The 13,271-nt window shown below is 45.8% G+C and carries 10 protein-coding genes; all 10 read right to left on the reverse strand.

Going from position 1 to position 13,271, the window contains the following annotated elements; genetic code table 11:
* Positions 1-16: 16 nt before the first annotated feature.
* On the reverse strand, positions 17-685 hold the full coding sequence (cas6e, locus tag MADE_RS14215; protein WP_012519304.1) for a type I-E CRISPR-associated protein Cas6/Cse3/CasE: 669 nt from the start codon (positions 683-685) through the stop codon (positions 17-19).
* Entirely contained in the window at positions 685-1,416 is a 732-nt protein-coding gene (cas5e, locus tag MADE_RS14220; RefSeq protein WP_012519305.1) for a type I-E CRISPR-associated protein Cas5/CasD, read from the reverse strand. Before cas5e ends, cas6e begins: the two co-directional genes overlap by 1 nt.
* Positions 1,417-1,429: 13 nt before the next feature.
* Positions 1,430-2,467 carry a type I-E CRISPR-associated protein Cas7/Cse4/CasC gene (gene cas7e, locus MADE_RS14225; RefSeq protein WP_012519306.1) on the reverse strand — a complete coding sequence of 346 codons (1,038 nt, stop codon included), beginning with the start codon at positions 2,465-2,467 and terminating at the stop codon, positions 1,430-1,432.
* A 45-nt stretch (positions 2,468-2,512) separates the two neighbouring features.
* On the reverse strand, positions 2,513-3,082 hold the full coding sequence (gene casB, locus MADE_RS14230; RefSeq protein ID WP_012519307.1) for a type I-E CRISPR-associated protein Cse2/CasB: 570 nt from the start codon (positions 3,080-3,082) through the stop codon (positions 2,513-2,515).
* Complete coding sequence (gene casA, locus MADE_RS14235; protein WP_012519308.1) at positions 3,082-4,689, reverse strand: type I-E CRISPR-associated protein Cse1/CasA; 1,608 nt, start codon at positions 4,687-4,689, stop codon at positions 3,082-3,084. Before casA ends, casB begins: the two co-directional genes overlap by 1 nt.
* Positions 4,686-7,433 (reverse strand): CRISPR-associated helicase/endonuclease Cas3, encoded by a 2,748-nt coding sequence (locus tag MADE_RS14240; RefSeq protein WP_012519309.1) that lies wholly within the window; start codon positions 7,431-7,433, stop codon positions 4,686-4,688. Before MADE_RS14240 ends, casA begins: the two co-directional genes overlap by 4 nt.
* Before the next feature lie 118 nt (positions 7,434-7,551).
* Positions 7,552-8,388: a BrxR family helix-turn-helix transcriptional regulator gene (locus tag MADE_RS14245; protein WP_012519310.1), complete on the reverse strand. Its 837-nt coding sequence runs from the start codon at positions 8,386-8,388 to the stop codon at positions 7,552-7,554.
* A gap of 151 nt (positions 8,389-8,539) precedes the next feature.
* Positions 8,540-11,437 (reverse strand): aminomethyl-transferring glycine dehydrogenase, encoded by a 2,898-nt coding sequence (gene gcvP, locus MADE_RS14250; protein WP_041912934.1) that lies wholly within the window; start codon positions 11,435-11,437, stop codon positions 8,540-8,542.
* A 121-nt stretch (positions 11,438-11,558) separates the two neighbouring features.
* Positions 11,559-11,948 (reverse strand): glycine cleavage system protein GcvH, encoded by a 390-nt coding sequence (gene gcvH / locus MADE_RS14255; RefSeq protein ID WP_012519312.1) that lies wholly within the window; start codon positions 11,946-11,948, stop codon positions 11,559-11,561.
* Between the two features lie 39 nt (positions 11,949-11,987).
* Positions 11,988-13,067 carry a glycine cleavage system aminomethyltransferase GcvT gene (gene gcvT, locus MADE_RS14260; protein ID WP_012519313.1) on the reverse strand — a complete coding sequence of 360 codons (1,080 nt, stop codon included), beginning with the start codon at positions 13,065-13,067 and terminating at the stop codon, positions 11,988-11,990.
* Positions 13,068-13,271 lie beyond the last annotated feature (204 nt).

The raw sequence follows: 13,271 nt of genomic DNA on the forward strand, positions 1-13,271 counted from the left end.
GTCCCTGTTTAGTTTTTTACGCTCGTTTAATCATCATTAATCCGCAGCCCATTCCTTTGGCTCTGCCAAATCCCTTGGCGTATTGATTAATGAATTTTAGTGGGTCTTGAACTGTTAACATGCCCTGATAATCAACGCTTGAAAACTGTATCTGATGACGTTTTTTCTGAACCTTGTGCTGGGTATAGCCATCAATGGACGGTTGGAAATCCAGAGTAATCCCCCATTCATCCAACCTTTTCTCGTTATTTAACCAATTAATCGCAGCCTGTTCCATATGCATCTTGAGCGTTTGTGCATCCGGTAATTCGTCTTTAACGTTATACTTCGCCTGCATCATCACATCATGGCGGCGCTGCTTTCCATCCTCACCTTTTACACAAACGGTAGGATTAACTCTCAGCTTGAATGACAGCCGTTGCCCTTTTTTTAATTTAGGCTCAAATACTTTGGTTACACACGAAAAGATAGGTAGGCTTGCTTGCGGTTCAGTTTTGGATAAAACATAAAATTCCGGCATGCCCGTTATACCCATTTCTTCCCGATACAGAAAAGATCTTTCTGTAACATTTGAAAATAACTGCCATATTAACTGGTGTGATGCGTAAACTCCGTTGCGTTGAAGCTTTGCTAATTCTTGGGCTGTTTGCGGGCTCGATACCATTGTGACTTTTGATAAAAACATTATTTAGCCTCCCGCAATGTTAATTGATGCATAGTTCGCTTTTTAAACTGCCAGCGTCCACGATGCACAGGCTCATCCCAAGGTTGGTAAGACTGGGTGAGTTCATCGTCGAATTCCGTCGCATTGCCCTCCCAAAAATAAGTTACGAAGCCGTTAGCACCAAACCAATATTTGTCTGATTGTTCTGAAACAACGGGGGGAAAATCGGTATCTAAGGCTTGCTGCAACGTCTCAGTTTCAATAGTCTTTGGTGAAAGAGGTAAACTAAGAGGACAAGATTTACGCCCTAAGTAGAGGGGAAATACTGGTTTTTCCAACGCGGCCTTTATGGCTGAAAGAGCTACTTGGGGGTTAGCCCTTAACCAAACAGCCACTACCCAAACCCCATCACAGCGGTAATCCCGGCTGGATAATACCGTATTTAATTTTGCTTCACTTAGCTCGCTTTTACGAGTTAAATGGGTCACGCCTCTTTTTTCTGACGGCACCTGGGCGGTATGATAATCTCGCAATATGGAGCTGGGTACACATTGCTTCACGCCAAACGAAACACTTTGCTGTAGCGCTTCGAGTTTTTCAGCATTATCTGTGGTAATTCCCAATGCAGCACCGAGCAAGCCTAATAATGCTGAACGCGTGGGAGCAATGGCCGTGGCTCTATCTCCTCCCACTGCTGGCACGCCCCAACTCGCCATTGGACCGTAGAGCCGAAAGACTAAATATTCTTTCATTGTTACGCTCCAATTACTTTGCAACGAAATCTAATAGTTCGTTTAACGTACCTTCACCTTTCACAGCGTTAATTGTGTAACGCGCATCCGCACACTTGCCGTAAACCGCATCAAAATTCGCCGCTTGTTTTTCTATTGCAGTAATCGCCGCATCAGCCATATCGTCGTCATGAACCGGCCTAAGATATGCTACTGACAATGACCGTGGTTGTTGTTCACCAACTTCAGCCATGACATAACTGGCATACGCGCGTGATGCGAAACTGTTTTGCTTGCCTTTGGGAGAGACTTTTACCGCAGCTTCGGTCAATGCTTTTATGGCGTTGTCGGCCAAGGCTTCGTTACCACCAAGGTTTTCGACTAGTTGAGATTTGTTAATGCAGATGTAGCTATAAAACAACGCCGCCGCAAAGTTTGCTTCACCAATGTGGGCTGAGCCAGCATCTGTTTTACCATCGTTCAAATCGTCAACGGCGGTAAAATAATCATCTTCTACCAGCACTTTATGAACGCTGATTGAATGGGCAACCTGACACGCCGCTTCGACATTAAACTCAGGGCTGGATGCCAACATTCTGCCGAATAGGGCGATGTCGACAGACGTCCGGTCTGCTTTTAACAATTTCAATTCTTCAGAGCTTGGATCTCGCTGTTCATTGCAAAGTAGCTCTGCCAGTGCCAAAACAGCTAGTTTTTCAGCTGTACTGATATGTGCAAGTTGCTCAATTTCTAAAGGCTTGTCTTTTTTAACTTTGCCAAAAACTCCGGCAATAGCTGAAGCCCAGGTCGTTGCTTGCTTCTCTTTTACGCCGCCAGCAATCATGATGTTAAATACCTCTTCACCGAGCTTTTTGGTGCGAACGCCTATTTCACCGGACATGGCTTCTTCAAATAACTCAGAAACGCGCCAGTTTCTCTTTAAACTTTGTGAGCTCACACGTAATCGATCAAACCCGCCCATTTTAGCTGTTTTGGGTCGTCCGAGATCGTCACGGTTTAAGTTTGAGGGTGCGTATGAAGTCAGTAAGTGAAGTTGAATAAATTTGCTCATTTGATTAATCCTTTTTTCATAAAATAGTTGTTTAGGCGTATATGTTTAATTTGCCTGGTAGTAATCCATTGCCCAACGTACCGCAATGCGTTTGTCAGCTTCTCGGGGATAATTTGACGTTAGTTCCTGGTACCAACAACAGGTATCTTTGGCTAACTGCGTTACTGATGCTTTGCCTTTTAGTTGTTTTAAAATTCGCCTAATTCGACGTAAAAACTCTTCTGGCGCTTGCGCCTGTTGCAATTGAGCGAAACGCAATTCACTCACCACAGGTTTATCCCCATCGCCCTTTCTCCCGGCTAATTTAGCAAAGCTTTCAGTATGGTTGTCTGACACAGAAACAAGAGCGCCGGCAACCGCTGCCCAACAAAGCATGTTTTCGCTAACTTGCTTGTCACTGCCTTCAGTTATATCACTACTTAACGATAACCAAAGCGCTCTGAATCCTTGTGAGAGCAACACCGCATCAATAGATTCAGCTCTTTTTAATTCGGCTTTCCATGCAGTGGGAGCAGCCTGGATCCCCTCTTTTTTCAATTCACTCGCGCTAGCATACATAGATTTCCACCAGCGAAGTGCCGTTGATACCCCGCGTTGAAGTAGCTCTTTATTCATTAGTTGGCCTCCTTATTCGGCTCAATTTGGTGCTCCGTTTCAAATTTTTTGAATGATTTTGAATACAGCCCTTTTAACAGGTTTTTTCTTGCTCCAATTCGCTTCTCCATAGTGCGTTCAGAACCCAGTTCAGATAGCGCATATTCATCGAATAAAGACAACGCAACATTCCTAAGAGTGGACAGCCACTGTTTTGCTTCCATTGAGGTTAAGTACAGGGAATCACTACTCATCAACTGCTGCACGGCCGCGAAGAACGCAGATTGAGTTTGTTGCCAAAAGGCGGTTTCAATAAAACTAAAATCCCCTTTTGCATCACCGGGTTTATCAAACCACGCCGATTTTATCTGGCTGCGACAATGCCAAAGGGCATCATTAGCGATAGTCTGAAGTTGTTTAATGTAGTCAAGAATGTGTTGTTGCTTAGCCGATGGAACCTGAAAAAGCGGCATGGTTTCTGAGTACCAACCACGTGCTTTCATGTTGTCCATGTCGTAGCCAAAAACCCATAGTCTGGCTTGTGCCGTTACATCCTCTAAAATGTCATCGTTGACCAGATGATTAAAAGAACGAACTACACTTGCACACATCTGCTGGGTTTTGCCGCCATCGGGTGAGCCCGTCAGTGTGAGTACGTCCCAGATCTTATAGGTAATGCCGCCAGGTTGACCTTTTATAGACAAATCTTCCTGGTCCGGCTTTTTTAAGTCACGCTTATACGGTGTAAGGGGGTGTGACCACGAGCCAGCATAATTGGCACCATAATTCTGAGTCTTATAGAGTTTCACCAGCTGGCTACAAGACTTTCCGGTAAGACTGCATTCGCCAGCAACATCTTCGACTATCAGTCTTATGCGTCTTGGCATCGACCAGAACATATGTAGCGGGTGCACATCTTTCTGATAAGTTTCGCTCCCCTTCTTTGCACTGACTCGAGTTTTACCTAACCATGGGAACACAGTGTCACTGTGTAAATCTGGGGCGGAGTAACGTTCATCATTAGGCGCAACGTTTAACCACAGTTTTTGCCAGAGCGGGGAGTTTTCATTTTGTGGCATTACCAAGGTAGTAAGCGGGCCACCACCACGAAGTCCGGTACGATGTCCCTGCCCACCAGCAGGAGCATTTATCTGGAGAGTAAAAAGCGCCAAAACCGCCATAGGCAAAGACATAACTTCACCAATCCCTCTTTTAACAAAGTGATCGGTATTCAGCTTTAAGCCATTTCCACCTGGCGCTTCGATGAGTAACCCCGAAACTGAGGTTGGCTTTGCCTCATCCAAACTATCAAAGTCTTGCATGAAAAGCGGGCCATCACCTGTGGCATTGAATGCATGTTCTGCTTTGGAAAAAGCTGGCCGAAGGGCATCTTCTGTTGGTGGTTCAAGATAGTTATCTTTCCATTCGAACTCATCATCAGGCGCGAAACAGGTTTGCAATAGCCCAATCGCAAACTGATAGGCTGCGCCCTGAAAATCAGCCCTTGGTAGTGCAAAGTCGATGACTTCTGGTTTTGCAATGGCGGTTATCGGCAACGTTTTTTCAGCGATGCTTCCATCTGGTTGTTGCACGTTAAACAACAGCCAAGGCTCTTTGAGTAGGTTCATAACTCTTCCTTGATGATTTTTTGATAAAAACCAGAGACTGGAGAGTAACCAAAGCGTTCATCCTGTTCTGGTATCCAACATTGTTTGAATTTAAGCACTGGGTATTTCGCGATCAATTTATCCAATTGCTCCTGATATTTTTCCGGCACTGGGCTTAAATTGTCTGCGTACTTATTTTTTGCGAGTTTCAGCGTACTTAACTGTATTGCATGCTGTTTATGCTCGCACCAAAAAGTTAACCGTTCCTGCGCATCTACTTTTAATAGCACAATCTGCACTTCTTCCCGCTCACTGAGCCGGGTATTAATTTCAACCTCATCTTCTTCCCAGCGCCCACGGTTTGTTATTTGATATCCCGTTTCCCAGTTGAGCTTTCTGGCAAATGCCTGATTTTCTCTCGCTCTTTCATCGCCCATAACCCTTTGCTCCTGGGCAATTAAGCTGGCCGGAATTTGCTCTCTCCCTTCATCGCTATACACCGCTTCGATTAACTGTCTGGCATTCTCGGGCATGCGCATGGTGCCTAATTTCAGCAACTCTCTCATTCCCAGCCATAGTCTGCCGGCCGATGGGTATACATAGCTGGTATTTCTGAAGTCTTGTCTTACCCAGTCTTCACCCGGCTTATCGGACCAATGTGGTGCATGCACAATTAATTCGGGTTGACCCCGCTGATCTGGTTTACCCGGTGTAAACTTACCCTGCTTATCTCGGGAATGCCGGTGCAATCGTCCGGCTCGCTGAATCAAATCATCAATTGGGCAAATATCAGAAATCATTAGATCACAGTCCGCATCCAAACTTTCCTGAAAAACCTGAGTCGCTATTAGGACCTTACCGGCTCGAGAGCCTGCATCAGCGTGCTTTCCGAATACATTTAAAACTTTTGCTTCGATAAGATTTCTATCATTTAGGGTGAACCGGCTATGAAATAAAATACAATCATCGGGGTTACTCATTTGAGTAGATAAAGTTGAATATGCTGCTAAAGCATCATCAACAGAATTTCGCACCCAAACTACGCAGACTCCACTTTCTATGGTGTTGATAATGCGCTCAATACAACTCGCTTCATCATGGAGAAAGGTCACCGTTACAGCTCTACTCACTGCTTCCCGACTTGGCATCGTATGTTCTTGAACTGGATTTTTTGTTCCGGGCGCAACGTGAGTGGCAAGAGGAAAATCAGAGAAACTGGTTTTCTTGGGTAAGATCACTTCGCTCCCTGTTGCCACTTGCCATATTTCTACCAGCTTCTTACGCTGTTTGAGGGGTAATGTGGCCGTTAATAAAATAACGCTACCGCCTTGATGTAAATGCAGTTTTAGTAATCCTTCCAGCAGTTCAAACATGTATTCGTCTGCTGCATGGACCTCATCGAAAACCAGCACCTTATTGTGTAACCCTAAAAGCCTTAGTGATTGATGTCTTTTGGGTAGCACCGCCAGTAGTGCCTGATCGATAGTGCCGACACCTACCGGCGCAAGCAGCGCTTTTTTTCGAGAGTCGGCTAGCCATCTATGACATTCTGCGAGTGCGGTTTTGTCTTCTGCGTTGTAATCAGAGTTATCTTTGCCTGAGGTAATAACCGTTTGCTGAAAGAGCGGGTTCATCTCTCGAGCGCCATGAGCCAACACAATACTGGGCTTTTTTGCCACTGATTCATACATACTAAGGTAATGTTCGGTCACCCGTTTATACATAGCATTGGACGTAGCCATTGTGGGTAACCCAAAATAGAAGCCGCTCGCCACACCTTTTTCCATAAGCCGGTGAGCTAATGTGAGCGCTGCTTCTGTTTTACCCGCCCCTGTCACGTCTTCGAGTATGAATAGCTGTGGAGTATCTGTGATCTCTACTTTCTCAGCCCAACTCTGTAAAGGTGTTGGACTAAAGCCAAAGCTATTCTCAACCGAAAGGAATGGCGCAACGTTGAATGACCGAATGAGTTGCTTGCTTTCAAGTGCCCTCTTGGCTTGCTTTTTGGCCGTTTGCCAATAAATGTCTAACGGCATTTCGTCTGAAACATAAGGAAAGTCGGCTTGATCTGAGCCTATCCAGTCACACAGCACTGCTATACCTGCAATGTGCCAGCTGACTTGCTTTAGTTTTACAAGCCAGTCTGAGTCATTTTGGATCATGACCTCGGTAAACTCTGGTTGAAACAGTGTGATTAGATCTAAAGTAAATGCTTCTGAAGCACTAAGATTTTGGCTTTCCGTAAATCCTTCAATTCCCGGTTCATCAAGCTCTACCGGCACACCATGATGCCCCAACATACAATCCATGATGATATTTAAGGGCTTTGTTAAATACTTTAGCTGTCTTCTATTTAATCCGTGGCCTTCTGTACATCGTTCACAGATTTGTTGGCGCAGTTTTCGCCAAAACCAGGTACCCAGCCTATCATGGCGATAATGCGAACCGTCGTAGCTCTTTCGACTATTGGTCAAGATGAGTTTTGTTGAATCGCTTGAATACAAAGCCTGAAAGGCAGAAGCAAATTTCCCCAGATCATGCATCGCCATAAAAAAGCTCATCAGGGATTTAAATTGATCTCGAGGTATTGCCAAATAATCGCTTAATTCACCAGCAAGCTTGGTATCAGTGTCAAGCCACTCATAACACACAGCCGCCACATCCAAACAATGGTAAGGCAAGAGGTGATAATCTGCGCCCGACTGCTCACTGTCTTTTTTAGCTTTACCCCAATATCTAAAATAAGGAGGTAGTTCCTTATCCATGCTATTCCTTCATATTCGGAAAATACTGTTTAAGTACATTTCCATATTTCTACCTCATCTACAATAAGGTAAATAAAACCAGTAAATTAAGTTTACCGATTGTGTGGGCTTACATCGGCTAGTTACCGAATAGCCATTCTTTTACGTCGCTTTCGTTTACCAGTACAAGCTGCTGCTGTTGAGGTGTTTTCGCTAGAAACTCGGTTCTTACGCGCATTTCTTGAATCAAGTATTGGGCTAATGCGGGCTTTATCTTAATCAGTAATTCGCCGTTCTTCATCTGATAGTCTTGCTCAATAACAGCGCTTTGCGCTTTTGAGAACCTTGGATCGGGCTGTATTCGCAAAAAGATTTCTGTATTCCAACCTGGATCATCTTTTTCAAAAAATGTGGCTTGATCCATTAACAACGGTGTGCCGCGGAAACGGCTTAATACAAAATCACGAAATTCAGAGCGATACTCACAATACCCTCTCAAGTGCCAACGTAAACCAGTTTTAACGAGAGAATGAGGCTGAATTACTCGATCTTCAAACGAAGACGTGTTCAGTGACAAGTATTCAACGTCAACGCGCCTCCGTTGTTTAATTGCACCTATGAGCCCTCGCATTACCTGGGGGCTTACTCGCCTTGAAGGGATCTTCAATTCAGTCGATATTGAAGATTGATTTGAGCTACTCGTTTTAGCGCGATAGCCGTTTAGCCAATCTAAATACTCGGCAACATCAGTAGATATAAATTGGGCGTTGAATTCAGTCTGTGTTTGATGCGCTTTCACACTACGGTTGTAGATTAGCTGTGAGGGATAAAGGGAATTGTAAGCTGATAAATATTTCTTGGCCTGTGTAGCACTTATAAAAAATGCATCAATAAGATCTTTACTATTTACTTTTCCTTGCCAATACGCAAGCAGTTCAATTAGCCAAAAATACTTCGATTCCGCTTTGTCTTCCATGATAGTGATCAGTCAAAAATTGCCGTCCTTACTTAATACGCTAACATTAATTTGCAACTTTAGTTACTTTTTTGAAAAAAAAGACGAACCAACCAGTTCGCCTTATAATTCAAATTAGTGTTAGCAGCTGAGCTACTAGAGCTACACCAACCTACTCCTCAACATAACTCTCGATGCTAGGGCATGAACAGATCAGGTTGCGGTCGCCGTAAACGTCATCAATACGGTTAACCGTTGGCCAGAACTTGTTTCTGTGTACTTCTGGTGCTGGGTACGCCGCTAGCATGCGGTCGTAGCTGCGGTTCCAGTCGCTGTCACAGATGTCAGCTAGCGTGTGTGGTGCGTTGTGTAGCGGGTTATCAGTCGCATCCCACTCGCCGCTTTCTACTTTCTCAATTTCTTGGCGAATGCTAACCATCGCGTCAATGAAACGGTCTAGTTCATACTTCGCTTCCGACTCGGTGGGCTCAATCATAAGCGTACCCGCTACTGGGAAGCTCATGGTTGGCGCGTGGAAACCGTAGTCGTTTAAGCGCTTCGCAATGTCTAGCTCGGTTACACCGCTTGCTTCTTTAAGCGGGCGAAGGTCAATAATACATTCGTGCGCTACGCGGCCATTGTTGCCTTTGTAAAGCACTGGGAAGTGCCCTTCTAGCTTCTTCGCCACATAGTTAGCGTTAAGAATAGCTACTTCGGTTGCACGGCGAAGGCCAGCGCTGCCCATCATCTTGATGTACATGTAGCTAATAGGCAGAATAGATGCACTGCCCCATGGCGCTGCCGATACCGCACCACAGTCTTTACCTGCCGTTTCTACGTTAACAACCGTGTGGTTTGGTAGGAATGGAGCAAGGTGCGATTTAACACCAATTGGTCCCATACCTGGGCCACCGCCACCGTGTGGAATACAGAAGGTTTTGTGCAGGTTAAGGTGCGACACGTCTGAACCAATGAAGCCAGGTGACGTAATGCCCACCTGCGCGTTCATGTTCGCGCCGTCCATGTAAACCTGACCGCCGTGCTCGTGAACGATGTCACAAATCTCGCGTACGGTTTCTTCATATACACCGTGGGTAGACGGGTACGTGATCATGGCGCACGATAGGTTTTCACCTACTTCTTCTGCTTTTTTGCGAAGGTCGTCAAGGTCTACGTTACCGTTAGCGTCACAAGCTACTACTACCACTTTAAGGCTAACCATTTGCGCAGACGCTGGGTTAGTACCGTGGGCCGAGCTTGGAATTAGGCACACGTTTCTGTGACCTTCGCCACGGCTTTCGTGGTAACGCTGAATAGCCAATAGGCCAGCGTATTCACCTTGTGCACCTGAGTTAGGCTGCATAGAAAGCGCGTCGTAGCCCGTTACGTTAATGAGCCACTCGGCTAGCTCGGCAATCATTTCTTGATAGCCTACTGCTTGGTCTAGTGGAGCAAACGGGTGAAGCTGACCGAATTCAGCCCATGTTACTGGGATCATTTCAGCCGTTGCGTTTAGCTTCATGGTGCACGAACCCAATGAAATCATTGAGTGGTTAAGCGCCAAGTCTTTGTTTTCAAGGCTCTTGATGTAACGAAGCATCTCTGTTTCAGAGTGATACTTATTAAACACTTCGTGCGTTAGGAAGTCACTTGTACGTACTAAACCTTCAGGAATAGATTTCACGTCTTGCGTGGTTACTTCTGCGTCTAGGCCTTCCACAGTTAGGCCGTGATCTTCACCAAGCAGTACGTCGAATAGCGCAACAATGTCTTCACGTGTGGTGGTTTCGTCTAGCGACACACCTACCGCACCTTCAAGGTCAGCACGTAGGTTCATGCCTTTTGCGTAGGCTTTTGCTAGTACGTCTTCTTTGTTGTCTACCATTACGGTTAGCGTGTCGAAGTACGTGCTGTGCTTTAGAGCTACACCTTTCTGGTTCAAACCAGTAGCAAGAATGTCGGCGAAGCGGTGAATGCGCTCGGCAATAGTTTTAAGGCCTTGAGGGCCGTGGTACACCGCGTAGAAGCTTGCCATGTTGGCTAACAGCACCTGCGCTGTACAAATGTTCGAGTTCGCTTTTTCGCGGCGAATGTGTTGTTCACGAGTTTGTAGCGCCATACGAAGTGCTGGGCGACCACGGGAGTCTTTACTTACACCAATAATACGGCCAGGTAATGAACGCTTGTAGCTGTCGCGTGTAGCAAAGAATGCCGCATGTGGGCCACCATAGCCCATAGGTACACCAAAGCGCTGTGCACTACCAAGTGCAACGTCTGCACCTAGCTCGCCAGGAGACTTAAGCATTACCAAGCTCATAAGGTCAGCGGCTACTGCCACAATGCCTTTTTTCGCTTGTACTGCAGCAATGATGTCGCTGATGTCTTTCACTTCACCGGTAGAGGTTGGGTATTGAAGTAGCGCACCGAATACGTCGTGTTCTGCTGCTTCTTCTGCCGCACCTTTGATGATTTCAAAACCGAACATTTCAGCGCGAGTTTCTACCACGTCAACCGTTTGCGGGTGAACGTCGTTTGCAATGAAGAACGCATTCGCTTTTTTGTTCTTAGATACGCGCTTAGCAAGGCCCATGGCTTCTGCTGCCGCTGTACCTTCATCAAGTAATGACGCAGATGCTAGCTCTAGGCCAGTTAGGTCAATGGTCACTTGTTGGAAGTTAAGAATGGCTTCCAAACGACCTTGCGCAATTTCTGGCTGGTAAGGCGTGTACGCTGTGTACCAACCTGGATTTTCTAGCACGTTGCGAAGAATAACGTTTGGTACGTGGGTATCGTAGTAACCCATACCAATGAAAGAACGGTTAATTTTGTTCTTTTGCGCAACGGCTTTAAGTTCACTTAATGCTTCAACTTCTGTCGCCCCTTCACCACATTTTAGTGGCTCTGGTAGCGCAATACCTGCCGGTACAGTTTGCTCAATTAAATCGTCTAGTGAGCTTGCACCAATAGCAGACAGCATTTCTTCAATTTCGCCTTTACCCGGGCCAATGTGACGGCGGATAAAAGTATCTTTTTGCTCTAGTTGAGCCAATGTAGGGGAAGTATTCGACATAACGTTGTTAAGCACTCGTAATGGTTGCCGCAAGGGCGCGTTAAATCTTTAAGTTAAAAAGGGGCTGAATTATCTTCATGCCCCTTTTCAAATTATGGTTCTTTTAAAACTGCGTAACGAATTACTCTTCGTCGATGCTGTTTTCGTAGCCTTCAGCGTCTAGTAGACCTTCTACTTCAGCCGCGTCGTCAGCTTTAATTTTGAATAGCCAACCGTCGCCGTATGGGTCTGAGTTAACTAGTTCTGGTGAATCTTCTAGGTCTTCGTTTACTTCAACCACTTCACCTGAAATTGGCGCGTATACGTCAGACGCCGCTTTTACCGATTCAGCAACACAAATATCGTCGCCAGTGCTTACCGCATCGCCAACATCTGGCAATTCAACGAAAACCATGTCGCCAAGTAAGCCTTGTGCGTGCTCGGAAATACCTACAGTGAAAACACCGTCACCTTCAGGGCGAACCCATTCGTGCGTAGCGGCATAGCGTAAATCAGTTGGGATGTTGCTCATAATCGTTCCTGTTAATCTTTGTAAACTTAAGAAGTAATTTTATAAAACACTTTTTCCATTGCGAACAAAGGAGGGCTTAACCACTTTTACTGTAACCCACTTTTTGCGCATTTCCACTTCTACTGTTTCACCAACATCACGTGGTACTCGTGCCATCGCAATTGAGTGACCTAAAGTTGGAGAGAACGTACCTGAAGTGATAACGCCTTCGCCGCTTTCTGTTTTCACTTTAAGACCGTGACGCAGCACGCCTTTTTCGGTCATCACCAAGCCTACTAGCTTGTCGGTACCTGCTTCGCGCTGCGCTTCTAGTGCTTTACGCCCTACGAAGTCACGTTCGGCCGGTTCCCATGTAATTGTCCAGCCCATGTTGGCGGCTAATGGCGATACGGTTTCATCCATATCTTGGCCGTACAGGTTCATACCTGCTTCTAGGCGAAGGGTGTCGCGTGCTCCTAGGCCGCATGGCTTAACGCCCGCGTCTAGTAGTGCTTGCCAGAAGCTTTCCGCTTGTTCAGCTGGCACCATAATTTCGTAGCCTGCTTCACCGGTGTAACCTGTGGTGGCGATGAACAAGTCTTCTGCTTGTACGCCAAAGAATGGCTTCATGCCCGCTACCGCTTCTTTTTGCGCTGCGCTAAACAAGGTCGCTGCTTTTTCTTTTGCGTTAGGGCCTTGTACGGCAATCATGGCAAACTCAGGGCGCTCGGTGATGGTTACGTCAAAGCCTTCTGCTTTGCTCATCAACCAGTTCATGTCTTTTTCGCGTGTCGCTGAGTTAACCACTAGGCGATAGTTAGTTTCGTCGAAGTGATAAACGATAAGGTCGTCTACAACACCGCCTTCTTCGTTAAGCATGCCGCTGTATAGCGCTTTGCCTTTGTCTTTTAATTTCGCCACGTCGTTGGCTAAAAGGTACTGAAGATACGCTTTCGCTTGTGCGCCTTTTACGTCAACAATGGTCATATGAGACACATCAAACATACCGGCGTCTTGACGCACAGCGTGATGTTCTTCAATTTGTGAACCATAGTTAATTGGCATATCCCAGCCGAAGAAATCGACCATTTTCGCACCGGCTTCTAGGTGCTTTGTGTGTAGGGCGGTGGTACTAGACATTCCACTTACTCTTTTTAATTTGAAAGGTAGAAAACGAGATTGAGTATAGTGAGCTAACGTTTATGCAACAAATTGGAAATTTTTATCAATACATTTAAAAAGCAAATGTATTCTTGGGAAAACATGAGGAAAGCAAATATGTAAGCGATTACCACGCATTGAGATAGCTTAACGAAGATCGCAGCCGCGACTATCGAACCTGAA

The organism is Alteromonas mediterranea DE (genome assembly GCF_000020585.3).
GTDB classification, from domain to species: domain Bacteria; phylum Pseudomonadota; class Gammaproteobacteria; order Enterobacterales; family Alteromonadaceae; genus Alteromonas; species Alteromonas mediterranea.

Bases quoted from the DNA above. Each gene is read 5' to 3' on its own strand.
- cas6e (WP_012519304.1), bottom strand. From the start codon at position 685: ATGTTTTTATCAAAAGTCACAATGGTATCGAGCCCGCAAACAGCCCAA.
- cas5e (WP_012519305.1), bottom strand. From the start codon at position 1,416: ATGAAAGAATATTTAGTCTTTCGGCTCTACGGTCCAATGGCGAGTTGG.
- cas7e (WP_012519306.1), bottom strand. From the start codon at position 2,467: ATGAGCAAATTTATTCAACTTCACTTACTGACTTCATACGCACCCTCA.
- casB (WP_012519307.1), bottom strand. From the start codon at position 3,082: ATGAATAAAGAGCTACTTCAACGCGGGGTATCAACGGCACTTCGCTGG.
- casA (WP_012519308.1), bottom strand. From the start codon at position 4,689: ATGAACCTACTCAAAGAGCCTTGGCTGTTGTTTAACGTGCAACAACCA.
- MADE_RS14240 (WP_012519309.1), bottom strand. From the start codon at position 7,433: ATGGATAAGGAACTACCTCCTTATTTTAGATATTGGGGTAAAGCTAAA.
- MADE_RS14245 (WP_012519310.1), bottom strand. From the start codon at position 8,388: ATGGAAGACAAAGCGGAATCGAAGTATTTTTGGCTAATTGAACTGCTT.
- gcvP (WP_041912934.1), bottom strand. From the start codon at position 11,437: ATGTCGAATACTTCCCCTACATTGGCTCAACTAGAGCAAAAAGATACT.
- gcvH (WP_012519312.1), bottom strand. From the start codon at position 11,948: ATGAGCAACATCCCAACTGATTTACGCTATGCCGCTACGCACGAATGG.
- gcvT (WP_012519313.1), bottom strand. From the start codon at position 13,067: ATGTCTAGTACCACCGCCCTACACACAAAGCACCTAGAAGCCGGTGCG.